The 26,093-nt window shown below is 58.1% G+C and carries 19 protein-coding genes; 3 read left to right on the forward strand and 16 right to left on the reverse strand.

What is annotated here, in order from left to right; all coding sequences use genetic code 11:
- Positions 1-2: 2 nt before the first annotated feature.
- From FKG94_RS19955 to FKG94_RS19975, 5 genes are all read right to left on the reverse strand, one after another.
- Positions 3-965, reverse strand: a complete 963-nt coding sequence (locus tag FKG94_RS19955) for a phytanoyl-CoA dioxygenase family protein (protein ID WP_142928705.1) — start codon at positions 963-965, stop codon at positions 3-5.
- Positions 962-1,759 (reverse strand): PIG-L deacetylase family protein, encoded by a 798-nt coding sequence (locus FKG94_RS19960; protein ID WP_179957734.1) that lies wholly within the window; start codon positions 1,757-1,759, stop codon positions 962-964. The genes FKG94_RS19955 and FKG94_RS19960 overlap by 4 nt, the downstream gene beginning before the upstream one ends.
- Positions 1,756-3,120: an MATE family efflux transporter gene (locus FKG94_RS19965; protein ID WP_179957735.1), complete on the reverse strand. Its 1,365-nt coding sequence runs from the start codon at positions 3,118-3,120 to the stop codon at positions 1,756-1,758. The genes FKG94_RS19960 and FKG94_RS19965 overlap by 4 nt, the downstream gene beginning before the upstream one ends.
- A complete protein-coding gene (locus FKG94_RS19970) occupies positions 3,110-6,961 on the reverse strand; it encodes a non-ribosomal peptide synthetase (RefSeq protein ID WP_142928708.1) in 3,852 nt (1,283 codons plus the stop codon). The genes FKG94_RS19965 and FKG94_RS19970 overlap by 11 nt, the downstream gene beginning before the upstream one ends.
- A 112-nt stretch (positions 6,962-7,073) precedes the next feature.
- Positions 7,074-8,030: a glycoside hydrolase family 16 protein gene (locus FKG94_RS19975; protein WP_142928709.1), complete on the reverse strand. Its 957-nt coding sequence runs from the start codon at positions 8,028-8,030 to the stop codon at positions 7,074-7,076.
- A 416-nt stretch (positions 8,031-8,446) separates the two neighbouring features.
- On the opposite strand from FKG94_RS19975, the gene FKG94_RS19980 reads away from it, so the two are divergent.
- Positions 8,447-9,334, forward strand: coding sequence for a LysR substrate-binding domain-containing protein (locus FKG94_RS19980; protein ID WP_142928710.1), 888 nt, complete (start codon positions 8,447-8,449; stop codon positions 9,332-9,334).
- A gap of 149 nt (positions 9,335-9,483) precedes the next feature.
- Here the strand turns inward: FKG94_RS19980 and FKG94_RS19985 are convergent, their stop codons facing one another.
- Positions 9,484-11,328, reverse strand: coding sequence for a beta propeller repeat protein (locus FKG94_RS19985; RefSeq protein ID WP_142928711.1), 1,845 nt, complete (start codon positions 11,326-11,328; stop codon positions 9,484-9,486).
- 478 nt (positions 11,329-11,806) lie between these two features.
- Between FKG94_RS19985 and FKG94_RS19990 the strand changes: the two genes are divergently transcribed.
- Both FKG94_RS19990 and FKG94_RS19995 read left to right on the forward strand, forming a co-directional pair.
- Positions 11,807-12,433 (forward strand): hypothetical protein, encoded by a 627-nt coding sequence (locus tag FKG94_RS19990; protein WP_142928712.1) that lies wholly within the window; start codon positions 11,807-11,809, stop codon positions 12,431-12,433.
- A complete protein-coding gene (locus FKG94_RS19995; protein WP_142928713.1) occupies positions 12,430-14,427 on the forward strand; it encodes an alpha/beta hydrolase family protein in 1,998 nt (665 codons plus the stop codon). Before FKG94_RS19990 ends, FKG94_RS19995 begins: the two co-directional genes overlap by 4 nt.
- Before the next feature lie 76 nt (positions 14,428-14,503).
- Here FKG94_RS19995 and FKG94_RS20000 read toward each other — a convergent pair whose 3' ends face one another.
- The 10 genes from FKG94_RS20000 to nuoJ form a co-directional block, all read right to left on the reverse strand.
- Complete coding sequence (locus FKG94_RS20000) at positions 14,504-15,733, reverse strand: hypothetical protein (RefSeq protein WP_179957736.1); 1,230 nt, start codon at positions 15,731-15,733, stop codon at positions 14,504-14,506.
- A 320-nt stretch (positions 15,734-16,053) separates the two neighbouring features.
- A complete protein-coding gene (locus FKG94_RS20005; protein ID WP_142928715.1) occupies positions 16,054-16,704 on the reverse strand; it encodes a leucine-rich repeat domain-containing protein in 651 nt (216 codons plus the stop codon).
- 20 nt (positions 16,705-16,724) lie between these two features.
- Positions 16,725-17,123: a hypothetical protein gene (locus FKG94_RS20010; protein ID WP_142928716.1), complete on the reverse strand. Its 399-nt coding sequence runs from the start codon at positions 17,121-17,123 to the stop codon at positions 16,725-16,727.
- 124 nt (positions 17,124-17,247) lie between these two features.
- Positions 17,248-17,994, reverse strand: coding sequence for an anti-sigma factor (locus tag FKG94_RS20015; RefSeq protein WP_142928717.1), 747 nt, complete (start codon positions 17,992-17,994; stop codon positions 17,248-17,250).
- Entirely contained in the window at positions 17,961-18,554 is a 594-nt protein-coding gene (locus FKG94_RS20020) for an RNA polymerase sigma factor (protein WP_142928718.1), read from the reverse strand. Before FKG94_RS20020 ends, FKG94_RS20015 begins: the two co-directional genes overlap by 34 nt.
- Before the next feature lie 819 nt (positions 18,555-19,373).
- On the reverse strand, positions 19,374-20,912 hold the full coding sequence (locus tag FKG94_RS20025) for an NADH-quinone oxidoreductase subunit N (protein WP_142928719.1): 1,539 nt from the start codon (positions 20,910-20,912) through the stop codon (positions 19,374-19,376).
- A gap of 424 nt (positions 20,913-21,336) precedes the next feature.
- Positions 21,337-22,866, reverse strand: coding sequence for an NADH-quinone oxidoreductase subunit M (gene nuoM / locus FKG94_RS20030; RefSeq protein ID WP_142928720.1), 1,530 nt, complete (start codon positions 22,864-22,866; stop codon positions 21,337-21,339).
- 31 nt (positions 22,867-22,897) lie between these two features.
- Entirely contained in the window at positions 22,898-24,742 is a 1,845-nt protein-coding gene (nuoL, locus tag FKG94_RS20035) for an NADH-quinone oxidoreductase subunit L (RefSeq protein WP_142928721.1), read from the reverse strand.
- 510 nt (positions 24,743-25,252) lie between these two features.
- Positions 25,253-25,561, reverse strand: coding sequence for an NADH-quinone oxidoreductase subunit NuoK (gene nuoK, locus FKG94_RS20040; RefSeq protein WP_142928722.1), 309 nt, complete (start codon positions 25,559-25,561; stop codon positions 25,253-25,255).
- Positions 25,554-26,090 (reverse strand): NADH-quinone oxidoreductase subunit J, encoded by a 537-nt coding sequence (gene nuoJ / locus FKG94_RS20045; RefSeq protein WP_142928723.1) that lies wholly within the window; start codon positions 26,088-26,090, stop codon positions 25,554-25,556. The genes nuoK and nuoJ overlap by 8 nt, the downstream gene beginning before the upstream one ends.
- Positions 26,091-26,093 lie beyond the last annotated feature (3 nt).

A 26,093-nucleotide genomic window follows, 5' to 3' on the forward strand; every position in this document is an offset into this window, starting at 1 on the left:
TTTTACCACGGCTGCGCCCCCAACAGCCGTTGCCCCAGCGCTGAGAGCGCCGGGCTGCGATAGCGCTGTTGTTCATGCAGCACGGGGTCTCCCACCAGGGATGCATCCCACGTTGGCGTGGACAGGGTTTGATAGCTCAACAGGCGGTCGGCCAGTACCTTATCGGCGGCATAGACAGCGGGCATCATGGACAGGTACTGCACCGCCCTGATCTGGTGTCGAGTGCGATTTGCCGCAATACCGTGCGGTAGCAAGCCGTTGAAGATCAACAGATCACCCGCTTGCACTTCGGGCACGACAATGGCGTGATGGGCGCTCAACTCGGGGACATAGCGGTCGCGATTATCGGGTTGATGGCTGACCCATTTATCGAACTCCTGGTAAAGGGTCGGGACGCACTGAAAGCCTCCCTGCTGTTGGGAGTTGTCGTTTAATACCAGTATGCCCTGAACCCGTTGCGGCAGTGGCGTCAGTGTCGTGTCGATATCCCAGTGAATGAACGGGTTAATGGCCCGCGTCCCTGTATTCGGCGGGTTGAGATTGATACGATCCAGTGTCACCCAGAGGTCGTGAGTATCCCATATGTCGACGAAGGCATCATAGACCCGTTGCGTTTGCCGGTTTTCCCACAGTGTTCGGTGGTGGTAGCACTCGATCATGCCGATAACGTGGAGGTCTTTGTGCTGTTGTGTTGGAAAATCAGGAAAGTCATTCCACTGCGCCGGATTGTCCGGGTCCAGCCCGGCGAAATCCAGCATGGCATGGTAGGTCGCCAGGGCCTGCCGGCGTGATACCGCCTGTTTTATCACAACGTAGCCCTGGCGTTGCCAAGCGGCAAAATCCGACTCGCTCAATACCCGCAGCGGCAATCGTTTCTTGAGAAAGCGCAACTCCTCTTCACCGTAGTAGGATTCGACATCATAGGTGTCATAGACGCGTTCACCGAGGGAATGTAGTTTTTTCATGGTTGGCTCCAGAACGTTTCCACCATAGGTTCAGCGGTATTGACCTGATTGTGATTGCGCAACATCTGCTCCATGCGCGGCATGGATTCAAACAGATAATCCACCTGTGACTGATAGGCGCCGATGGCCCGCAGTTTTGCCTGAAAGTGACGCTCAGCGATAACCTCACGCCGTGCCTTCAAACCGGTAAACTCCGGCCTGGCGAGCGTATTGACCAGTGAGTACTGCGATTCCCCCTCCCGGTTGGGTCCGAATTCGGGGTCAACATAGGGGTAGTCCGGGTAGTAACGCACGGGATAATCCGCCTGTAGGCGTTGCGCCAACCGATTTACCAGTTGGTGATCAATGTGATTGCCGACCGCTAACGGGGCTATTATTTCGCCGGTGCGATGGCTCTCCAGCAACTGCGCAAGTTGGCGAAACAATTGTTCTATATGAACGTTTTCCCAGGCGGGCAAATCGGCAAACAAGGCGGCATAGCTGTTGTGGGCGCACTCGCCGTTCGAGCGATAAATGGCATCCAGGGCATCGAGATAGACGTAGTCGCAGCCCAGCTGCAACATCGCCTGATGATCTTCGAGGCGACGCGCCGCAGCATCTTCGACCGTCAAGTCCATTTCGGCATGAACTTGTTTGGCAAAATCGGTTAGTGAGTCGGCAGACAGATCATAGCGAGTAAAGAAGGTCGCCACGATAACCCGCTTGCCTTGCTCTACCCACTTGTTGATCGATGCGCCGCAGGAGAGCGCCGCATCGTCCAGGTGCGGCGATAGCACCATATGATCGTAGTTCATGCCGGCGCCCCCACAAAATTGTTCACCCACTTGCGGGATCGAAGCCGATGCAGGGAGCCGAACACTTTGACGAGCTCTTCGAGGAACAGAGAAGCAAAGACGATAGGTAGCGGCAGGCCGAGCACGATCCCCAGCAGCGCCACTACCGGCACGCCGATTCCCCATTGGGAAATCAGGTCCTGATACAGGCAGTATCGGTTGTCGCCGCCGGCGCGCAGGACACCGATGATCAGCACGATAGGCAGTGCCCTTACCACTACACCCACAGCGACAATTTTGTAGGCTATGGATGCCATCGATTCCGCCTGTTGCGAAAATCCGTGCAGCCAACCGAGTACAAGCGGCTCCAATGCCAACATCAACAAGGTGACAACTATCGCCGAAGCGATACTGACCAGCGTAGCCAGTCGGCCAAGTTGGTAGACATGCTCCGAGCCCCGGCCTTCACCAATCGCATTGCCGATGACCACGGCAACGGCAGACGCCAGTGCCAGCAACAAGGAGGTGGCGATTGACTCAATCGGGGTCAACAAGCTGATGGTCGCCAGCGCCTCGGTGCTGATATTGCCGAAAATAACCACATAGGCGAATAAGCCGACGGAGTAGGTCGTCATATTTAAAGCGACCGGCCAGGCGAGCTTTACAACCGACCTTATCTCGTTGAACTGCAACAGCGACCTGCCGAATAATTGCAGGACGGCGCCTTTTGCCTTCACGTGGACCGTCAACGCAACGACTTCGACTATCGAGGCGATTACCGTCGCCAGTGCGGCCCCTTTGATACCCAGCGCCGGCGCGCCGAAGTGGCCAAAGATCAGCACATAGTTCAAGACAATATTGACGATCACACCGAGCACGCTGTAGAGGGTTGCCACGTTGGCCAGATGAATAGAGCGCAACGCCGCCGCAAAACACGACACATAGGCGACGCAGGCCAATTGCACGGCGACGATCTTGAGGTAATCGCCACCCTGTGAGATCACCGCCTGATCGACGGTTGCAACGCCGACAATCCACTGCGGCCAGAGTAGGAAGACGGCTACGACCGGCAGGCTGAAACCAACCGTCACCAACATGGTCGCCTGAAAAGCCTGGTTTATGCGCAAGTTTGATCGAGCACCGAAATACTGGGCGATCAGTGTGCCGCCGGCGTTGGCTGTTGCGTAAATAATGAATGTTGCGATCATAAACACCCTGGCCACGACCCCGACAGCAGCGACACTTTCGTCACTTAGCTGGCCCAGCATCAGTACGTCGGTCAATGATTTCGAGGAAAAGAAAACCGACTGAATTGTCAGCGGTACGGCCAGTTTCAGGGTGGTTTTTATAAAACTGGCTCGATCCTTGTTGCTAAGCGCCATGGCCATTTGCTTCCACTGTAGTTTGCTCAAGTTGTTTTAGTTGCCGGATAGCTTCGCCTGCCAGTGTTTGCATCTGCGCGGGGTCGTAACACTGGGTGAAATTCAGTCGCAGCAGTAAGGTTTGCTCAGACTGGACAGCCCTGAAAAAGGGTTTGGTGTGCGCCGCGAGCGCACCGTCGGTGTCGCCGACGGGGATATCGGAAAGATCGATGGCTTCTGCATGCCTACCGGCGATTACATAGTTCAATTCAAGTTGATGAGAAAGCCGCCGGGCTATTTCCTCAGCGTTGTCAGAGTAGCTCTGCATAATACTTTGCAGGGCCTCTTTGCCGCGCATCCTGGCCAGTGCCCTCTCTGCTGCTACGGCCGTGCTCACTATCGAGCTTTCCACTTTCAGCAGTACGTTGTAATAGTTGGTAAACCAGCCGATGGTGTTGCTGAAATCCAGGTCGCCGAAATAATTGCTGGTACGCCCGTGGTGTACCAGGTTGAGCGATAGCGCGCGGGCGCCGCTGACAAGGCAGTAGCTGCGGGCAAGCGCCGCCGCCAGCAGCGCCTGCATCGACAGTTGATGTCGCTCGGCGGCAGTGCGCAGGGGGAGCAGGGGGAGTTCATGGGTCAGGCTGGCAAGGCGAGTATCTTCCCGAGCCGAGACGTCCAGCTTTCCGGTTTCCGTCAGTTCCCATTCCTGGCTGACAATCGGATAAAAGTCTCTCGCCGCATCTCCCCTTTTGAACGCCTGCAAGTAAGCGTTGGCGGCATCATTGAGCGTCGTTTCTACGCTCGGTAGGCGGGGTTGCCGGTTTTTGCACAGAGCTGAAAATATTTCAGCCAACTCGGCGATTAAAACCTGCCAGGATAGATGATCCACCAACAGGTGGTGAGTGCAGATAAACAGCAGGTTTTGCCTGGGGCGGTCAATAGAGGCGACGAGAAACGGCTGCCCGGCAATTGCAATCTGCGCTTGTATACGCCGGCATATCTCTGTGACCTGGTCTTTGTCGTCGTTTTCAAGTGTGAAGTGGCGCCAATACCCGGATACACTTTGGCGATATTTTTTTGACCCGGGCCAGATTGCCCGCAGTTCCTCATGGCGCTGCAGCAAGAACTGCAACGCCTTTTTCAGTTGCTGTTCCGTGATCGCCGGTGGTGTTTCGACCAGTACCGGAGCGTTCCAGTGATTCGGGTCTTTGCGCTGCCTGAACCAGCAGTAATTCGGCATGTTGACCACACCGTGAGGTGCTGTTGTCGCCAGGTTATGGCTTTTCTCTTTCTCAACCAGTTCGATAAACTGTACCAGGCTTTCAGCCTGATAGAAGTGGTTTAGCGAAGCGTTGTAACCCTGCTTGCGCAACATGGACAACGCCATAACGGCCATCAGGCTGTTGCCGCCGTTGTGAAAAAACGATGCCTGTTCATCGAGTTGCTCCACTTCCAGGCAGCGCTGCCAGATTGCGGTAATCGGGTGCGCCGCCTCGACCTCAGGGCGGGAAAGCTGTTCAGATAATGTGTGCTTGCAGACCTTGCCGCTGTTGTTTAAAGGCATCGCATCGATTTGAACAATGCGGCTCGGGATCATATACCCGGGCAGGACCTGGCTCAGTTCGACAGCCAGCGCATCTGTTTTTACAGGCTGTGCTGCGGTCACAAACGCGACCAGCCGAGGGCTACCGCTTGTTTGCACGATAACCGCCGCTTGCGATATACCCGGGACCTGCCCAAGCGCTGCTTCGACATCACCCAGTTCAATGCGGTATCCGTTAATTTTTACCTGGTGGTCATTGCGGCCTTTGAAGATGAAACAATCGCTCTGATCAAACACCGCCAGGTCGCCGGTGCGATAGAGGCGGGTGGCCAGTCGGGAATTGAAGTAAAACTTTTCACGACTTAGTCGCGGGCTGTTGATATAGCCGAGCGCCAGGCATAGCCCGGAAATATGGATTTCCCCCAGTGCACCTGCCGGCGCCGGTCGATCAAAAGGATCGATAAGGTGCAGGCGGCAACCGGTTAGCGCACCGCCGATGGGTTGGATACCCGACTGCCCGACTTGCCGGTGTTCGAGCCGTTGGGCCGCGACCCACACAGTGGCTTCGGTGGGTCCGTACATATTCCACACCGATCGGCTCTGGGTCAGTAACCAGCGGGCCTGTGCCTGTGGCAGCGCCTCGCCGCCGACCAGTAGCGTCGAACCGGTGGGGGCGATGAACGAGAGTGCTTCGAGCATCTTCCAAACCGCCGGGGTGCCTTGCAACAAGGTCGGGCGGTATTGCGCTACCAGGGCGATCACCGCATCCGGATCACTGCTTAGGGTATGTGGTGATAAAACCAGTTGGCCGCCGCAATAGAGCGGCAGAAATATTTCCAGCACGGAGATGTCAAAGCCCACCGTGGTGGCGGCCATCACGCGTGAGATAGCCGCTTCCGGCAATCTGTTTCGGCAGGCGGTCAAGAAATTGCCGATTGCCAAGTGCGAAATACTCACCCCTTTAGGCGCTCCGGTGGTGCCCGACGTAAACAGGGTATAGGCGGTGACGGCAGAGCGCGCGGTGAAAGGTGCCGGCGCGGGTGCTTTAGACGGGTCGATTACCAGCAGGTCGAAAGCGTTGGCCGCCGGCAGGTCAGAGAGAACAACGTTAACCTGCGCGCCTGCCAGCATGGTGGCGATACGTCGCGGCGGTGTATCCGGTGGAATGGGCGTATAAGACAAGCCGGCTTTCCAGCAGCCTATCATACTGGCCACCAGTATGGGTGATCGATCGAGGTAGATTGCAACCGGCTCAGGTCCCGTCACCCCGGCCGTCGATAGTTGTAGCGCCACACTGCTGGCGGTCTCGTCTAACCAGCGATAGCTGAATGTTTTCCCTGTGAAGTGAATCGCGGTTGCCTCTGGTGATCGGTGTAGCTGTTGGGAAAACGCATGGAGAAAAACACAGGTTTTTTTGGCGGCGCCGCCCGTAAAACGCAAGTCGGGAAAATCGGGTTCCATCCCCCTTGTCGAGGACTCGATAGCGCAGGCAAGCTGTCTCACTTGGTCTTCGCACATGAGGCCCTGGCGGACGGCAAGTCGTCCGCTCTCCCCGCGTATTTGAATGCTGATGGGAAACACTGTTGTTGTCGATGTCAAAGTTGTCGATCCAAAGACCACGCCACACTGCGCGCGCGCTGCACTGCTGTTAAATAGGCGCACAGTGGGCGGTGCCTCACGCCAGTTATGCGCGAGGTCCACGACGGCGGAATGGAAGTCAAAGTCTATCCAGATAGGGTTGTCTACGGCTTCGGCAAAGGCCACCTCTGCCTGCCGGCTGCCCTGGTAGCTGGCGAGTACCCGGGCGACAGCTCGCAATAGACCGGGCCGATCGCAGTTGCCCGGGGCCCGGTTGTTAGGCAAAGCCAGCTCAATACTGTGCGCCGGCGCGGTGGTAGTTGCGGTCAACAGCGGCAAAATATCGTCGTGGTGGGAGTAGCGAACCAATCTCAGCTTGTCGGCTTCGGCATTGTGGACGGCGCCAATTGAGGCCTGGGCGGCAGTGAGATACCGGCCAAACGACCGAATGGCAGAGCCTTGCCACAGCGCTTCAAAAAAGCGGATGCGAACCAGTTGGTCCGATAACCGCTCGATCACCAGCGTCGGCCGGCCCGACTCGGTGCTCCAGTGGGTGCCGCCATACAGAAACAGGGTTTGCGGCAACTGATCATACAAGGCCGCCAGTCGTTGTTCGAAAACTTGGGCGGGCAGGTCTTTGCAGAGTTCGAAATGGCTCTCAGACCAGCCGTCTTCGATGGCCAGGTCGCGATGGTAAAGCGACCTCGGCCGTTTTGATACCAGCGTGATTGTGTTCATTTTTTTGTTGATTATTAGTTATTTATGCACTGGACCGATCATAACTACCCGGGGGCATGAACGGTTGCGGGACCACGCCGGCGGCTGGCCCCCCTACAGAAAGTCGCGCGGGTCAGAGCCCGCAGGGAGAGGGCAGTGGTGGCGTCATCTCCGCCACGCTGTCGGTAAATGTCACTTCCGCAGCGCGCAGCGCCGCTACCCGAGCCTCGACTTCGGCGCTGCTCAATTGCTGCCCGACTGCGTGAAACACCCAGTCCACATCCTCTTGGTAACTGCGCAGCGCGTCGGAATCGATGGCGCCCTCGGCGGTGAACCAGAGATTGAAATTGATCGACATGGGAACTTCCGGGGCGACCTTGGCGGAGTGCTCGGCGAACAGACGACCGTCGATGTAATAGCGCAACTGGTGCTTGGTGGCATGCATGGTCAGGGTGTGCCAGCCCTCCAGGGAACCGAAGGTAGTGTCATACTCGTTGACCTTGGTCCAGGGCTCGAGCTGAAACGTCTCCCAGCTGGTAGCCCAGAGCGCGAGTTCGCCCTCCCCCCAGCCGCCGTTGGGCAGGTACTCGAAATCCATTTCGCTGTAGTCCGGATGCATGGGTTCCTCAAGCGGGCTGATAGCGTAAAACGTCTGTATCACCTCGTCGCCATCCGGCCCCTGGCTCGGCGCGTCGCGAAAGTACACCCGCGCGGCGTAGGTGCCGTAGAGGTACTTGCGCGCATGGCAGAACTGGGTGTGCCGGGTGTTGGCGGCGCTGCCGTCGGTAACGCTGGTCAGGCGCACCATACCTTTGCGGGCCCCCGCGGCGGCGGGGTGAAAACTGATGCCGTCCTGCGACCAGGTGGCGCCGACGACGCCCGGGTGGCCGGTCTCGGTGCGCGCGCGCCAGCCGTTGGCCCGGAAAGCGTCGAAGGTGGTGTAGTGGAAGTCGTCGAAAAATATCGCCTCAGGCGTATCGGCAGTGGTCGCATCTGCGCCGGCTGACCATGGGTTGCAGCCCACTGTGGCGCAACTGAGAGAGGACAGTAGCAGACAGGCTTTCATAATCCTTACGAATGACTGTGGCATGGACGGCTCCGGCGGTCGACGGTAATGGGCGCATTGTTGATTGCGAAAGACAACGTTGTCAAGCTAAAAAATTGTTACCTGCCCTCGTCCTGAAGTGCGGGGGAAGCGCCCCTTATATTTTCCCTATAAGTGAAAAAAATTTGCTCTATGATAGAACTTCATTCTGTCTTGTCGCCACCCTGGGGCGCGTATATCAACTCACGCAGTCACTACCCCGGCGTTGAAGCCGTGCGTCAAACTGCCTTCGAGTACCAGGGGTATAGTGACTGTAACTATGATTATTCGCAGCATAGTGACCGTGCGGCAGTAGCAAACCTGGTTGCACACCTGGCGGTGACCCAAGCCGGGAGGAGCGGTTGCAAAGTGGACCGAAGGCGGGGTATAACGACAAAAATAAATAATTAATATTCATCTATATGTTCAAGTCACTGCCATCTCCCACTGCGCTGCGCGCCTTTGAGGCCGCCGTCCGCCTGGGCAGCTTCAAGTCGGCGGCGGCAGAGCTGGTGGTGACGCCGACCGCCATCTCTCACCAGATCCGCGGGTTGGAATCACAGCTCGGTATAGCCCTGTTTGTGCGCCGCACCCGCGCCGTCGAACCCACCGCAGCGGGCGCGCGCCTGGCCGGCGCCGTCAACCGGGGTTTTCTGGCCATAAGCCGGGCGTTGGAGGAACTGGTGGCAGACGCAGCGATACTGACGATAAGTACTACACCGGCTTTCGCCGCGTTGTGGCTGGTGCACCGCATGACCGACTTCCAGTGCCGGTACCCCGGTGTGACCCTTAGGTTTGAGACGGCTACCCAAAGCGTCAACCCGCAGAGAGATAAGCGTGTAGACCTGTTGATCCGCTGCGGTACTGCCGTTTACGACGACCTGGTGCAAACCCCTATCGGCGGTGGGACCATCGGTGCCTATGGTACGCCAAGCTATATCGATGGCCTGGCCGCGGCTGAGCCTATACGTCTGTTCGACACCCGCTGGGAGCAACCGGGGCCTGCCAATATCGATTGGCGCACCTGGCTCGCGCGGGCACCTGCCGCGTTTAACCGGACGCCGGAGATCACCCGCTGCGACCAGGAGCACTACGCCATCAACGCCGCTCTGGCGGGCCGGGGTCTGGTGCTTGCCAGTGCAGTTTTGGTCGAAGAGTTTGTGAAAAATAAGTGGCTGGTACCCTGGCGACCCGATGTCGTTCTGGCCGGTAGCCAATATTGCGCTTACTGTCTGCCGGAGAAGGCGACGCTGAGCAAGGTGCGCAATTTTATGCAGTGGTTACAGGTGCAAGGGTACACACAGAAATAAAAGTCCGGCGCTTTGGCTTTGATAATCGCCCTCAGGGTTTCGACCTTCTCCCGCCTCCAGTCATCCTCGAGCATGTCGATATAATCGGCGGGCGTACTGGCATCGTATTGTATGATTTGGCGCCTCGCAGGACATTCCCCTGTTGTTCTTTAAAAATTTTCATGCTGGCGCACGTGTTCCCAACTGGCGCCATTGTCCAGCGACTCGTAAAAATCCCCCGATGAACCATTGCAGGAGACCATCAGGCGATCTGTCACTTCCGGCACGAAAGAGTAACAATAGGGTTTGGGTAAGCTGTGGCCGGTGTCGGACCAGGATTTTCCACCATCCTCTGTGGCCAGCAACTTGGTATCGACGGATCTTTCCCCTGACCAGGGATTGACATTGGAGAAGGCGACCGCGGCTATGGCCTGACGGTCGTTTTTAAACCAGGGAACGGTGCGCAGACTAAAGCTGCGGCGTTTACCCCTGATGGTCTTATCGCCGACGGCGCAGTTGCCGTCGGCACTTATCTCGCCGCCGCAACGCAGCACGTAAGTCGCTATCTCCTCCCACTGACCTGAGCTTTCAACGTACTTCAAATAACTGGGCCGCCCCGACCACGACCAAAAACTTGCCAGCTTGATCCCCAGTTTGATGGCGCCCGCCTGGACAACGGCTGCGACATCCGGTTTATTCTCCGGGACATAAACCTGCCAGGCGTCACCGCGATAACCGAACACTTCGGGCTTGCTGTTGGTAAACACGGGGTCCTGGCGGGCCGGCAGTGTGCGTACGGTCAGGTAAGTCTCATCGCCGATTGCCGATAAGGTCGCATCGGCAATTTTTCTGGGTCTTTGCGGCGATTTTTTGCGGCTTTTTCCCTCTTCCGGGGCGGGCATGCTGTGCCAGCCCTGCAGTGACGTATAGTGATCGACTGCCTGCCACTGTATTGGGCCGGTGGCGATGTCGGCGCGCATAAGACTCAATTTGGTCCTTTGCCGCGCCAATACACCAATGGTGTTACCGTTGAAGAGCAACTCCTCAATGGCGTAGCTGTGGTCTAGTGATATGTCCCGCCAGTCCGCGCCCGCCGGTTTCCAGAACAGGCGTCCCTCGCCGCCGCCGACCACTATGTCGCCGTTGTTATTCTGCGCAATGGCGTTGAGGTCGAGATTGGTGTCCACCGCATCCAGTTCCCATTCCCCGTCGGCGGTGCGCTTCACAATGACGCCCAGTTTCGCCAAAAAGTAAAGGGAGTCATCCGGCGCCAGGTAGCTGGCATCGTAGGTAACCGGGTTTTGGGCTGCCGATACATACAGCGACTCCCGTTCCTCATCGTAGTCGTCGCTGTCCCAACTGAGGATGTCAGCGGGCTCTACCGGGTAAAACGGGAAGTACTTCGCCAGTACCTCGCCGGGCTCGGACGCCGGCAGGCGCAACAGCATATCCATATATTTATCCTCCTGGGACTTCGGGTAATAAATGATAGTCCCCAAATCCGTTACCTGTCCGGGCCTGACCTCGAAAGTGCCAAAGCGCGCATCGGCGCTGACAAAGCGGCTGTACCAATAGTCGCCGTTGCTGTAAAACGCGCGAATACTGCTGAGTGAATAGCTGCCGGCGGCAACCGGTGCCGAGAACACCGAGCTGCTGTCGACCAGCGGGTAGGGGGCCACTAATCGTTCCGGTTTGATCTGCCTGGACTCGTTGAGGTTCTCCGGCGTAATCGTGAGTTGATTGAATGGCAGGGGATAGGCACTGGCGTTGATGACCCGGGCGACCACGACGCCCTGATCGGCCTGCGGCCGGGTTTGCTCGGATAGGGTCGGCAGCATATTAACCTGTCCGGCGCATCCCCCCAGCAGTAACAGGGCGATGACTGCAAAGGCAGGTGTGGTAATGATACGGGAGCGGGAAGACACCCCTGCCGGCAGTGTCTTTTTTGACAATGCCTCTTTTTGAGAAACCCGTTTTGAAAAGGCCTCTCTCAGTGAAGCCTGTGATAAAAACATTGATAAAACCCCTGATAAAACCCTTTGCATATTTAGTTCCTACTGCTCGGCGCCTATTTTTGTCTATTTTTGTCTATAGGGTTATTAAAACAGTTGCCAACTATCTGCTCAGTATAGTTGTCAGTCAGTTAGTAACCCGTTACCAGCCAATGGCTACCCGGTTGTTTACGACGAAGTTTCGCACAATAGATTTACGCAACAGTCTCGTTGCGTTGCCGTTCGAGCAGAGATATGATACGGCAACTCAACATGCCAAAGGCGGCTGGTAAAGTCAACTGATAGTACTGGCTGGTAAAGTCAACTGATAGTACTGATAGTAGAGCCAACTGAAGTCAACTGGGATCCGCTGGTGGGGTCAACTGGTAGAATCAACTTGTAGAGCCAACTGCCAACGCCTTCTCGTTACTGTTGTGATTACGTCGTTTTTTTGGAAAGCCTTATCAGGCTTTCGTTATATAAACTTGCAGGTTCGTACGGTTTGCACTTATCAAAGCTGGTCTATTTGGCAACCATCTCCGGTTTTTTGCTCCTACCCTTTAAATCCGCGGCCGAGGTAAAGCCGTTTGTGCTCACCGTGCCGGACAGCGCCGCGCCGCTGAGAAAAAACCAGGGCTACTTTTTGATAAACCTGGATATCAGCGGCGCGGCGCCGTCTTTCGAGTTTGTCGGGCTCGATGTCAGGGGACAGGCTTATCTCGAGCCCGGCCAAAAGGCCAAAGTGCGAAAGAATGCCAGGAAAATAGTGGTGGAGTTGAAGCACAAGACCAATGGCTTGTATCTTTTTGCCATACCGGAAGGGCTCTACCAAATCACCTCCATTAAAGCCCCCTATTTCGATTTGCCTTACCTGATGGATACCGAGTACCGGCGCAAGTGGCGCTTCAGTATCAAAAAAGACCGGGTTAATTATGTCGGCAAGCTGTTTATCGATGCGGAGCGAAGTACGCGCCACATCGATGTTAAACTTATCAACCGTATGGCGGCGGACAAAGCGTTGATAGAGAACCGCCTGGGCGCACGCCTGGCAACCACTCCCCTGCGCTCCGGTGCCGGAGTAAGAGATGACTTTTTTGCCGAGTTGATCGGGGAGCAGGGGATTAGATGATACGCCACTGTTTACTGTACCTGGCACTGGCCGGCGCCATTCTCAGCTACCCGGTGCGGGCGGGCGTCGAGGCGAACACTTTTTTTTCGGCACCGGAAATGACCGCGGCCGCACTCAGCCCCGGTGGTAAGTATATCGCCGCTATCACCAACAAACCGGACGGACAGAGACTGGAGCTGATCAACCCGGCCTCGGGCGCGACCAGCACCCTACTGAACCCGGCCGAGTTTACCGAGAGAAACGCCAGTATTCGGGCGATTACCTGGGTGGATGACGGGCATATAGCCGCACATTTCTCCGAGGTGAAAAAAGGTGTCAAAGATCTCCTGGATACCAGGCATGTACAATATTTGCTGGTAGTCAGAGTGCCTGCGACGGCGTCCGCCGACGTCGAGGTTTTCAGGGTTCGCACCAAGGGGTGGCTGGTGCATTCACTGCCGGACCAGGCCGATACGTTTCTCTATGCGAAAAGCGGCCCGTATTCGAAAGTCTACAGGCTCAAGATCAGCAAGCTGGGCAGACATAACCAAAAGTTGAGTAAACTCACGAAAAAGGACGGCGGGCAGTTTACCAAGGCGAATGAGGTCGCTTCAGTCAGGGGCTATGCCACCCGTTGGTTTATCGATCGCCACGGTGCGCCGGCTGCCGTGCTGAGCTACACGGCAAACAGGGATTTAGTGCTCAATGTATTTGACGGCGACGGCGAGCCCAGAGTCTTGCAGACCTGGCGCTATGCAGATTTGAACCAACTGGCCTACGACACATCGGCGCCCCTGCGCAGCCGCACCTTTCCCATCGCGATGGCGGAGAATGACGATACGTTTTACTGCCTGGACTTTGCCGAAGAGGAAGAGCGCACGGTTTACAAGATCAACTATGCCACTGACGAGGAGACACTGGTCTTTGAAACCGCGTCATTTAAAATTATCGACCTTATCCTATTGCCGCCGGACAATACGCTGATCGGCGTCGAAGTGCTGCGCGACGGCGGCATCCACAGTGTCTACCTGGACAGCCAGCTATCGCAGCCGGCCGCCGCGACGACCGCAGCCAGCTTCCAATCATTCGTCAGTCACGACCAGTCGGGTAAGCGGTCGCTGGTATTTAAAGAGGGCCACAGTCAGCCGGGCCGTTATGTATTCAAGAACAATCACACCGGCGAGGAGCGCGTTGTCGGCAGCCACTACCCGCACTTGGCCGAGACACTGGGCAGCCGCCTGGTCGAACAGACCGTCTCGGTGGAGGGGCTGGAGATTCCCTACCTGCTGACCCTGCCGGCGCGGAAAAGCGATCAGCCCTATCCGTTAATCGTCCAGCCCCATGGCGGTCCTATAGGTATTTTTGACCACCGCTATTTTGATTTGGAAACCCAGTTTCTGGCGGCCAACGGCTATGCGGTCTTGAGGGTAAACTTTCGCGGCTCCAGCGGTTATACCGCGGAACTGAAAGAGGCGGGGCGCAAACAGTGGGGCAAACTGATGTTGACGGACATACATCGGGCTGCCCTGCAAGTGGTATCCCGGGCCGATATCGACGGTAGTAATGTCTGTGCATTCGGTATGAGCTACGGCGGCTACGCCGCAACCATGCTGGTGCTTCAGCAACCGGATTTTTATCGTTGTGCAATTACGGTAGCGGGGGTCAGCGACGTGAATCTGTACCTCAACGGGCCGGACATCAATACCCGGCAGGATGCCTGGTTAAAAGAGTATGTCGGCGACACCGAGGCCGAGTATGAAGACCTGAAAGCTGTATCTCCCGTTTACCTGGCGGAGCAGTTGCAGCGGCCGCTGTTGATTATGCACGGCGTCAAAGACGAAATCGTTGATATTGAACACGCTTTCCGGCTGAAACTGATGCTGGAAAAATACCAAAAGCCTTTTACCTGGCATGTATTCCCTGAAGGGGAGCACGGCTTTAGCGGGGTGGGGGAGCAGGCCGAGCTGTTTACCAAAGTCATGCAGTTTTTAGCGCAAAACCTCGGCGACAGGTAACGCGCCACTCAGGCAAGCAGTGTCCGGCGCCGGCAGTCCATTCAACGCTACGATGTCAACGTGCCGATGCCAACGCTCAAAGGTTATAGCTATAACTGATAAACAGCCCCTTGGTGCGGTCCGGCGCGATGGTTTGCCCCGACTCCGGCCGGTAGTCGGCGAAGCGTATTTTTACCTCATGTTTTCTGTGCGGCTTGTAAATCAGGTCCAGGTTGATTTCATCGCCGATAGCTGTGGTATTTTTGGTGGTATAAAAACGGTGCAAGCGCAGATCGATCTGCCACGGCCGCTGGCGCCAGTTGAGACGGATCGAGCGATCGTCCACCCCTTCCACCGGTGTTACATTAAACAGATCGGCCCAGCCCTGGAATTCATGGCGCGAGCCGAGTGGCGTGATAAAGGCTTCGCCACTTTTCTGCCCCAGATACTCGCGCCTCAGGTTCAGCTCCAGGCCGCGGTATTCGAACCCCGCCTCAAGTAAATAGTAGGGAATCCAGGCCGTCACATCCGACGTTTGTTTTTGTTGCCGCGCCAGTTCGACGATGCCGGTATACTGCAGCAACTCGGGCTTATAGCGAAACTTACTGCGCAGCCCCAGGGTGCGGTTGGAATTGGCAACCTGATCGTAGTTATGCACCGCGAAACCGTAGCCGCTCAACTCGACATAGTCCCACTCTTTGACCTTCAGGTGTAAAAAGTGGCCGTCCACCCGGTGATCGCCCCATTGCCCGGCGGGCCGACGTCCGTCGAGTTCATCGAAGCGGATATCCTGCGGATCGAGGCGCGATCCCGCGTCGTCGCCGAAAATTCTGTTGACGTTGTAGACATAGGCGTACGCGAGGCGCGAGCCGGACCACAGTGCCGCGTTGAGGGAAATACCGTCGAAAGTGCGATCGTTTTGCCAGAAGTCGATATCGCCGACAAAGCGCTCGGCGTCGAATTCAATCACCTGCCGGCCCAGGGTCAGGCCGTATTCGTCCCATTGATGGGACAGTAACAACTGATTGATTTCCGTGGCGGGCGTATCCAGCACCAGCGGGTTGTCATTGGCCAGTAGCGCCGTGCTGTGCCGGTTGTCGAGAAACGTCTCGATATGATCCACTTGCAGTAGCGCGCTACTTTGCTCTGTGAATTCATGCGACAGCGTCAGGCGGACTTTGGCCGATAACGATTCGGCGCTGTTTTTCACGACATCGATATTGGCGGAGCGCAGGCGCAGCCCGTAGTCCAGGCTCGTCTCGCCTGCCGCTTCCAGGCAGGGCAGCGAACCCACGGCGACGGCCGCCAGTTTGCAGACGTAGTTCAATATTCCCCCAAGACCCAGGGCCTGTCTACACTCATTGAGTTAGCTTTGCTGGGCCTCTCTCGCCGCTCAGCAAGGCAGAAGGAGCGTGGTTTGGTAGCGCCAAATGAGCGACTGATAACGCTGCTGAGCGGCGAGAGAGGCCCAGCCCTTCGGGTTGGGCCTGAACAGGCGCCACTCGTCGTTGCTCGTCGCTCATTTGATGCTACCAAACCACGCTCCTCTCGCCTAGATTGGCGCCTGTTCAGGCCCAACAGAGCTAACTCAATGAGTGTAGACAGGCCCTAGCAGTCAAGGGCGCTATAGTACGCGATTCTCCGGGACTATTGCCAGTCTTCGGCGTTGCCGTCGTGCAGCGCGGTCAGTCCGGGTTGCTCATCGAGAAAGTCATAGAACTCATCGGGCATGGGGTTTTGGCGCACATCCAGGTAAACCAGTGCCTTCAGCGAAGTGATATCCATGGTCTCGAGTTTGTTATTGAACAGATACAACTTGGTCAAGGCGCCGACATCGGCAAGAGTGATACTGCGCAACCGGTTTGAGTTGGCTTTCACCCTCACCAGCACCGGCATATTGCGCAGCTCGAGGGCGGTCAACCGGTTGTTGAACAGGTAGAGTTCTGCCAGGTTATCGAGGCCTTCCAGATGCACCGCCCGCAGTGAATTTTTAGCGACATTGAGGTGCTTCAATTGCCGCAGGCCCACCAGTTTCAGCTCGGCGAGCCGGTTCTTGTGCAGCGACAGCTTGGTGACATTAGCGAAGGCATCGATGCCCTGCAGGGATTCAATGCCTTTATTGTGGCAGACAATTTCAGTGAAATCGGCGGGCTCAACCCACTGCTGTTTTTGCGCTATCTGCGTCAGGCAGGCGGCGAGCTGCGGGTCCGTCACCGGCAGTTTCGGGTCCGCGGCTGCGAGACAACTGATGAAGGTGCCGAGCAAGATCCCCGTAAAGGCCCTTATAGAGGCTTTCATACAGCTCTTCATACAGCCCCTCATCTGGCTACCCTGATCACAAATGCCGTGGCGACACCCCAGACCCAGTTGAACAGGAGCACGAACGCCGGTGTCAACATACCGAGCCCGGTGCCGGCGATGCCCTTCGACCTGAAATAGGGAAGCACCACGAATAACTGAAAAGCCGTGGGGAACAGGCTCAACACCGTCCCCCGCAACACCCAGCGGGAGCGGTACACCGGCAGGTGAAACAGCAGCCCCCAGAGACCGCCCCAAACCAGCCGCGGGTAGAGCCAGGCGGCGCTCAGTGCCGGGGCTATGGCGACGCCAAACATCGTGGTAAAGCCGATATCGCCGCTAAACCATACGGCCAGACTGTTGGCCAGGGCCCCGAGACAGCCGGCGGCGAAAAAGATCAGGGAACGTCTGAGTGTCATAGTTTTGTTTCACTTTTTTTATGTATGGCAGTCGTTTTTAATGTATTGGTTTGGCAGTATGAGTGCGTTGGGTTGTGCACGGTATTCCGAGTGCTGTATGGCGAGCGTGGTATCACCGCTTGCGTCAACTGGGATTGGTTCCGGGCTCGAATCTAACGCACTCGCCCCGCGCCAGCACGATATCGCTGGGTTCATCCAGTGGTGAACCGCCACTTTCCTCCTCGGTGAGGATCAGGAAAGACGCATCCGTGACCAGCCGCCAGTGTGCATCGGACAGCGCCAACTGGCCGGCGCCGGTGGTCTCCAGTACGGCGATGGAGCGGGTTTCGCCGTCGCTGCGGGAGATGGCCCACAATTGCAGCGCGCGATCCGCCGCCAGCTCCACCTCGCCCCACTGCAGCCACATGGTTTGCGAGTCGCCCGCCGTCAGCGCCGTCAAACGCGCGCCGCCCTCGGCATCGGTCAGCACCGCGACATAATCCGCGGGTTGCGCCGGCGGCCCGCCGCGCTCCCACACCGGTCCCAGCGTCAGCGTAAACAGCAACACCAGCGACAGCGCGCCGCTGAGTCCCCAGGGCAGCCACGCCAGCAGGCCCCGGCGGGCGGGCGTGCTCAGCCGTGGCTCGGGCGCGGCGATCCCGGCGCTGATTTTTTGCCAGGTATCGGCCCTCGGCGCCAGTGTATCTTCGGTATTGTGCAGGCCAAACAATTGCTCTTCCCAGAAGCTGACCTCCCGGCGCAGCGTGGTGCTGGTTTGCAACTGGCGGGCGAATTCGTCCCGCTCGGTACCGCGCAGGGTGCCGGTCACGTATTCGAACGCCTGTGTCCCGGCGTCCTTCATGCGTTCATGGCCAGTTTGCTGTCTAGACATCTTTTTAATCTCTCAACGCCGCGGCGCAACCAGGATTTTACCGTATTGGTGTTGGTGTCGAATTGCGAGGCGATATCCTCTCGTGAGAACCCCTGCAGGTAGGCCAGTTTGAAACTTTCGGCGATCTGCTCGCTGAGGGTATCCAGGCATTCCAGCAGATAGCCGCGTTCCTGGTGCATGATGGCGCAACTCTCCGGGCTGCCGCCGGCGGTGGTAGTGCCCAGGTTTTCGGAATCCAGGTCGTCCAGGTCATAGCCGGGGTCGACCGGGTCCCGGTGTTTCTTTTCGTGGCCCAGTTTATCGATGGCGCGGTATCTGACAATACTGGTCATCCAGGTCAGTGGCTTGGCGATATCGGGGCGGTACTGGGCGGCGTTGTTCCAGATTTGTATAAATGCCTCCTGCAGGACGTCGTTGCTGAGTTCTTCAGAGCCGACGATTTTGAAGGCCACCCGGTTCAGAAAAGCGCTGGTGGTATCGTACAGGCGTTTCAGTGCCGCCTGATCGCGAATCGCGCAGCGGGCGATCAAATCGGTAAGTTCGTCGTTGTCGTACGCCATAAGTCAAAGTTGTCAAAATCGGTGGTTGGCAAGGTTGCCGGCGGCGTTGCGGCTTGTGGAGTGATCCGCCCGGGCGCAGCGCCGTCGCGTTACTGCTACTGCTTATTGTTTACGGGGTCTTGCGTTATTGACTATATACGATCGGTTGCCGCTATAGTTGCACCGATGTCGCAAAAAGTTACCTCTTCTCTCAGTGGAGGAACGGTGGGAAAGAGTACCCTTTGCCGGACCGTCTGGCTAGGGTCCAGTTGGCGGAGAGGTGCTGTTTCCTTATTCCAGAGGCACCACTTCCGGCGGCACGGTGCGGGGACAGGTTTTACCTGTCCCCTTAGTATGGTGCCACTCCCCTCCCTCGAAGGCACCTTTGCAATAGACTGCGATTTCTTCTACCTGTCTGGCCAAGCGGCAATGTTCTTGCGCCACCGTGCCGCCGGGAGAGGTGCTGTTTGAGAGTGGCGTGGTCCCCCTCGAGGGGGACAGGTAAAACCTGTCCCCGCACCGTGCCACCGGAGGCGGTGCCGTTTGAGAGTGGCGTGGTCCCCCTCGAGGGGGACAGGTAAAACCTGTCCCCGCATCGTGCCACCGGAGGCGGTGCCGTTTGAGAGTGGCGTGGTCCCCCTCGAGGGGGACAGGTAAAACCTGTCCCCGCATCGTGCCACCGGAGGCGGTGCCGTTTGAGGGTGGCGTGGTCCCCCTCGAGGGGGACAGGTAAAACCTGTCCCCGCATCGTGCCACCGGAGGCGGTGCCGTTTAAGAGTGGCGTGGTCCCCCTCGAGGGGGACAGGTAAAACCTGTCCCCGCACCGTGCCGCCGGAGGCGCTACCTTTTAAAACGTTGTTTTTCGACAGGCTCAAAGGCCACCGCCGGGCGTTGTTGCAGGTTGTCAGCCGCCGCCTGGGCCTGTTCGATCAGCGGCTGCGGATACACGCCGAAGACCAGCAGAAAGAAGCTCAACAGGCCCATGGCCAGATAACCCGGCACCAGCGACACCGCCGCCGTATCCGCAGTCCCGTGCGCATAGGGTTTAAACAGTGCGGTAATCAATCTCAGGTAGTAGTACAGGCCGATACCGCTGCCGATAATCAACACGCCCAGCAGCGTCCACAAACCGGCGTTGGCGCCGGCGCTGAACAGGTAAAACTTGCCGATAAAGCCCACGGTCAAAGGAATACCCGCCAGCGACAGCAGCGCCAGTGTAAATGCCAGTGTCAGCAGCGGGCGCCGCCAGAACAGCCCGGTCAGGTCCTGCAGCATATCGTTTTCATGGGCATCGTCACACGACAGCATCGCCACCACGCCAAACGCGGCGGCGATGGTCGCCAGATAGGCCGCCAGGTAGACTGCGCAGGCCTCCAGCGCCAGCGCCAGATTGCTGCCCTGCAACGCCAGAAAGGCCACCAGCAGGTAGCCCAGATGGGCGATGGACGAGTAGCCCAACAGTCGCTTGATATTGTCCTGCAGCAGCGCCAGCCAGTTACCCACCAGCATCGACAGGGCGGCGATGATGACGATCACATTGAACAACTGTGTATTATCGAGACTGTTGCTGGACACCACGTAGCGTACAAAGGCGATAAAGATGGCGCCCTTGGACAGGGTCGCGATCACGGCGCTGACCGGCAGCGGCGCACCTTGGTAAACATCCGGTGTCCACAGGTGAAACGGCACCAGTGACAGTTTGAAGCTCAACCCGGCCAGCAACAGTGCCGAGCCGCCGTAAAACACGACGAGGTCGACAGTGCCCGCGGCGGCGTCGGGCTGGCGGATGGCGGCAAAGTGCAACTGGCCGGACTGGGCGTAAATCAGCGCCATGCCGAACAACAGCAGCGCCGAGGCCAGCCCCGACAACACCAGGTATTTCATGCCCGCCTCGATCGAGCGATCGCCGGTGACCGGGTCGCGGGCGTTATAGGCGGCCAGGCAAAACAGTGATACCCCGAGCAGCTCCAGGCCCAGCAGCAGGGTGATGAAATGATCGGCGCTCACCAACACCAGGCAGCCGAGCAGGGCGAACAGCAGCAACAGGTAAAACTCCTCGCGCTGCACCGCCCGCACCTGGAAATAGGGATAGGCGAACAACACGATCGCCAGGCTGGTGACGGTCAGCAGGGCGATGGCAAACAACGCCAGGTTGTCCATAACCATCAGCGTCGTTACGGCGGTCGGGACCTCCCGGGCGGCATAGGGGAGAGTACACAGGGTAACGACCAGCACGGCCGCAGTGGCACCGGCGACGGAGCGGTGGCCGCGGGCAAAGGCGGCGATCAGCATTACCGCGACTGCGCCGGCGCCGAGCGCGATAATCGGCAGCAGTGCGAGCAGTTGTTGCGCCGAGATGTTGGAGGCTGTTTCGTTCATGGTTGTAAATGGTTCCTGTGTTGCTTTGGGTATTGATGTCCTGCCGATTGCGTCTGCCATGTGACCGCTTTGTCGGTTAAAGGCAGGTTCGCAGTACACAGCGGGCGGTGCTATTAGCACAGGGGAGTGGTTCCCCTCGAAGGGGACGCAACTGAAGTTACGTCCCCACACCGTGCCACCGGAGGTGGTGCGGTTTGCGAGTGGCGTGGTCCCCTTCGAAGGGGTCGGGGTGCTTGAATTTTAACCAGAAAAGGTCTGGTCAAAATTCAAGCACCCCGACCCCGCGCCGTGCCGGCTTCAGGCAGCGCCATTCGGCACTGCCATTACTTGTTTTCTAATTCAAGCGCCCGCGCTTCGCTGTGGTTCTTTATTTATCCCGCGCCGCGGGTACTCGTCATCACTGCAATCACCTCCGGCCTTTCTGTCACCGCCCGCCGCCGGCGGTGCCCAGCACCAGGGTGTCGGCACCGCCGCTGGAGAAATCCAACAACACCTGTACCGCCGGTGCGGTCCACTCGAAGGTGGCCTGGGGGAAAAATCCCAGGTAGACCGTGACGGCGATCAGCGCAAAGAAGTAACTCAACTCGCGCCGGTCGGCATCGGTGCAGGAACCGGCCGCCGCAGTGTCGGTATCAGCGCCGCCCGGCGCGCCGTGAAAAACTTTTTGTATCACCAGCAGGGCATAGACCGGTGCCGCGATCATACCCAGCGCGGCAATCACCGCGAACGTCGGCGCACTGCGGAAAGTGCCCAGCAGGATCAGAAACTCGCCGATAAAATTGGCCAGCCCCGGCAACCCCAGCGCCGCCAGGCAGAAAAACAGGGCGATGGCGCCGAGCCGCGGCGAGGTCAACCAGAAACCGCCCATGCGTCGCATATCGCGGGTGTGCAGGCGGTGCTGCAGGCCGCCGGCGAGGGCGAACAGCGCGGCGGAACTCAAACCGTGGGCGAGCATGGTCATCACCGCGCCCTGGTAGGCCTGGGCGTTGGCGGCGAATACGGCCAGGGTAATGAAGCCCATATGGCTGATACTGGAATAGGCCACCAGGCGTTTGACGTCATGTTGAGCGAAGGCCATGGAGGCGCCGTACAACACGCTGATAGTGCCGAGCGTCATGGCCACCGTTGAAAATTGCTGCGCCGCGTCGGGAAACAGCGGCAGCACGAACCGCAACAGTCCGTAGGCACCGGTTTTCAGCAACACGCCGGCGAGGATGACGCTGCCGGCGGTGGGAGCCTGGGTGTGGGCGTCGGGCAGCCAGGTATGAAACGGGAAAGACGGCAGTTTCACGACAAACGCGATAAAGAAACCGATCATCAGCCAGTAGGCCAATTGCGGCGGCAGCGGCGTTTGCAGCAAGTCGAAATAGTTGAACGTCAGTTGGCCGGTGAGATGGTAGTGGGAAAATGCCAGCACCACAATGGCGAGCAACATCAGCAACCCGCTCACCTGGGTGAAGATAAAAAACTTGATCGCCGCATAGGTGCGGTTTTCGTGGCCCCAGATGGCGATGATAAAGTACATGGGAATCAGCATGACTTCCCAGAAAAAGAAAAACAGAAATAAATCCAGGGCGGTGAAAATGCCGACCACGCCGGCCAGGGTCCAGAGCAGGTTGAAGTAGAAAAACCCGGACCGGTGGGTAATTTCTTTCCAGGCCGTGGCGACGGCGATAACGCCGAGAAATACGGTCAGCGCCAGCAACAGCAAACTAAGGCCGTCGATTGCAAACACCAGGCCGATCCCGAAGCGCGGTATCCAGGCCGCCTCGAAGCGCAGCAGCCAGGCGCCGCTGTGATCGGCGCTCGCTGTCGCCAGCACCGCTACCAGCACCAAGCTCAGCACCAGGGCGGCCAGCGCAATCCACTTTGGCCACTGCGGGTTGTATCTTTCACTGGCCCAGCACAGGAGGCCGGCGCCAAAGAGTATTGCTATCAAACCAATCAGTATCATGCCGGTCTCACTCCGCCACCAAAACTGTTTTTTAAAATAATCCGTAACCGAGCAACAGCACTGTACCCAGCGCCAAAGTGGCGGCGTACCAGCGCAGCTTGCCGGTCTGGGTCATGCTGACCAGGAGATGGGCGCCGCGGTTGCTCCAGGCAATAAAGCTGTAAACGGTATCGATCACATCGGCGCTGTTGAACCGGGCGATGCCTTTCCAGGGCGCCACCAACAGCTTGTCGTACAACCAGTCCATGCCCCAGCCGCTGTACCAGAATTCTCGCAGTGGCTTGAGCAGTGGGTTGCGCGCGAGCGTTTGCGGGTCAAACCAGCGCGCGCCGTAACCGGCGTAGGCGAGCAGGATGCCGGCAAACGGCACGGCGATGGTCAGCAGGTCGACGCTGCCGGGCACCGGTGCTGCAATTGTGGCGGGCAGATTGTCGAGTTCCAGGTGGGCGTAGCCGCCGATCAATGCCAGCACGCCGAGAATGGCCAGGGGCACTGCCATGGTGAGACCGCGCTGCTCGGCAGCATCCCGGTGGTGTTCGCTCGGGGGCCCGAAAAAGACGACGAACACCAGCCGAAAACTGTAGAGCGCCGTCATAAAGGCACCGGCCAGGGCCACCAGCCATAAGGTCGGACCGAGCCCCGGCGCGTTCCACGTGGCCAGCATGATGGCGTGCTTGCTGTAGTAACCCGATGTCAGCGGCAGCGCCGCCAGGGCCGCCGAGCCGATCAGAAAACAAATAAACGCCAGCGGCAGTTGCCTGCGCATACCGCCCATTTTGAAAATATCGTGCTCATGGTGCAGGCTGAGAATCACAGTGCCGGCGCCGAGAAACAACAGCGCCTTGAAAAACGCGTGAGTCATCAAATGGAAGATGGCGCCGCTCCAGGCGCCCACCCCGAGGGCGAGAAACATATAGCCGATCTGGCTGACGGTGGAGTAGGCGAGTATGCGTTTGATATCGGTCTGGGTCAGCGCGGTAAAGCCGGCGATCAACGCGGTGGCGGCGCCGATGATCGCCACCAGCGCCAGTGCGTCCGGTGCCAGCATAAAGACCGGATGGGTGCGGGCGATCAGGTAGACGCCGGCGGTGACCATGGTGGCGGCGTGGATCAGGGCGCTGATGGGGGTGGGGCCGGCCATGGCATCGGGCAGCCAGGTTTGCAGCGGCAGTTGCGCGGATTTGCCCACCGCGCCGCCCAGCAGCAACAGCGCTATCGCCGTGGGCAGGGTACCGCCGGTGTCCCACTGGGTCGGTGCCAACGCATTGACCGACTGGATATTGAGATCGCCGAGTTCTTTGAACAACAGGAACAGGCCGATGGCCATGGCGGTATCGCCGACCCGGGTGACGACAAAGGCTTTGCGGGCGCAATAGCCGTTGCGGGGGTTTTGGTACCAGAAGCCGATCAGCAGATAACTGCACAGTCCGACGCCTTCCCAGCCAAGGTAGAGCAGCACCAGGTTGTCGGCCATCACCAATACCAGCATGGCGGCGACAAACAGGTTCATATAGCTGAAGAAGCGGGCGTAGCCGGGGTCCTCCCGCATAAAACCCACGGAGTAGACGTGAATCAAAAAGCCGACGCCGGTAATCACGCCCATCATGGTCAGTGTCAGCGAGTCCAGGTAAAAACCGAATGTCACCGACAGATCGGCCACCTGCAGCCATTGCCACAATGTAATGTTGTAGTCGGGCAGGCCGCTGGCCAGAAACACCTGGCCGATCCAGAGTGTGGCGAGGGCGGACAGGCCGATGGAGCCGGCGCCGATCAGCGCCGTCAGGCGGCGTGGCAGTGGACCGAACCACAGCGGCAGCAGTGTTAGCAGCACAAAGCCCAGCAGAGGAAAGGTTGGTACCAGCCAGAGTTTGTCCACAGTTATCCCACCTTATCTTGTTTAGCGATTAATACAGCTCGGCGGTTAATAAAGGTATTGCCTCGATTAGCACTGCCTTAAGCCGGCACAGCGTGGCGCGGGGTCAGAGCAAAAATTGTTTTTCTAATTTTTGCTCTGACCCGAATGGCACTTGTCTCAGGCGCTGACTTTCGCCTCATGAGCCCACTCTTGCTTCGGGCGCCTACTTTTGGTGGTACATAAACGGATTTGCATCGCTCATTGACCCTCACGCTATCCTTACTGATCTCGATTAAAAATACCGGGGGTAGGGCTACCTCTGGAAGAGGTTTTCAGAAACTCTCGACAGCAGGGATGCTGTCGTGAAGCCCCCAAGGATGGGTTTACGGCGTGTTTCTGAAAACCTCTTCCAGAGGTAGCCCGGTCAATTGGCACGTCTTCGCTTAAGACTAAGTGCCATTCACTTGTCGCCCCTTACTTCGGTCCTTATCAAGAACAGGCGCTGCGCCCCGCACGCAGATTCTTGACCTTCTAGCCCCTCAACTGGCTAAGCACATCCATATCCAATGTTTGATAACGACGGTACAACTGCACCAGCAGCGCCAGGCCCACCGCGACTTCCGCCGCCGCCAGGGTCAGCACCATCAGGAACATAATCTGACCGTCGGCCTGTTCCCAGCGGGCCGCGGCCACCACAAACGCCAGGCCGGCGGCGTTGAGCATGATTTCCAGACTCATCAGCACAAACAAAATATTGCGGCGGATAAGTACGCCGATAAACCCCAGCGAAAACAGCAGAGCCGCCAGTAGTAAACCGTGTTCCATGGGTATATTAAGCATCGGTCTGTTCCGCTGTGCCGGGTTGCCGGCGATCCGGCGGCGGGTCTTCCCGCCCCAGGTGATAAGCCCCCACCAGCCCCGCCAGCAGCAGCATCGAGGCCAGCTCCACAGCCAGCAAATAGGGGCCGTACAATAAGATGCCAACTTCTTTGGGCGTGATATGGGCGTCCAGGTAAACCGTGTCCTGTTGTTGCAGCACATAGACCAACTCCGCCAGCAGCACTGCGCACAACAGCGCCGGCAGGGTCCAGGCCGAAGTGGACAACCACTGCTGCTCCTGGCGCGCGGTGGCCCGGCCGGCGTTGAGCATCATAATGACGAACACAAACAACACCATAATGGCACCGGCGTAGACGATAACCTCCAGGGCGCCGGCCAGGGGCGCACCGATCAGGTAAAAAATCACCGCCACCGACAGCAGCGACACCACCAGGTAGAGCAGCGCGTGCGCGGCGTTGGTTCGGGTAATGGCCAACACGGTACTGATCACCGCCACGGCTGCGGCTATATAAAAAAGTGTTGCGGTCATGGC

Source organism: Exilibacterium tricleocarpae (genome assembly GCF_007004655.1).
Classification (GTDB): Bacteria; Pseudomonadota; Gammaproteobacteria; order Pseudomonadales; family Cellvibrionaceae; genus Exilibacterium; species Exilibacterium tricleocarpae.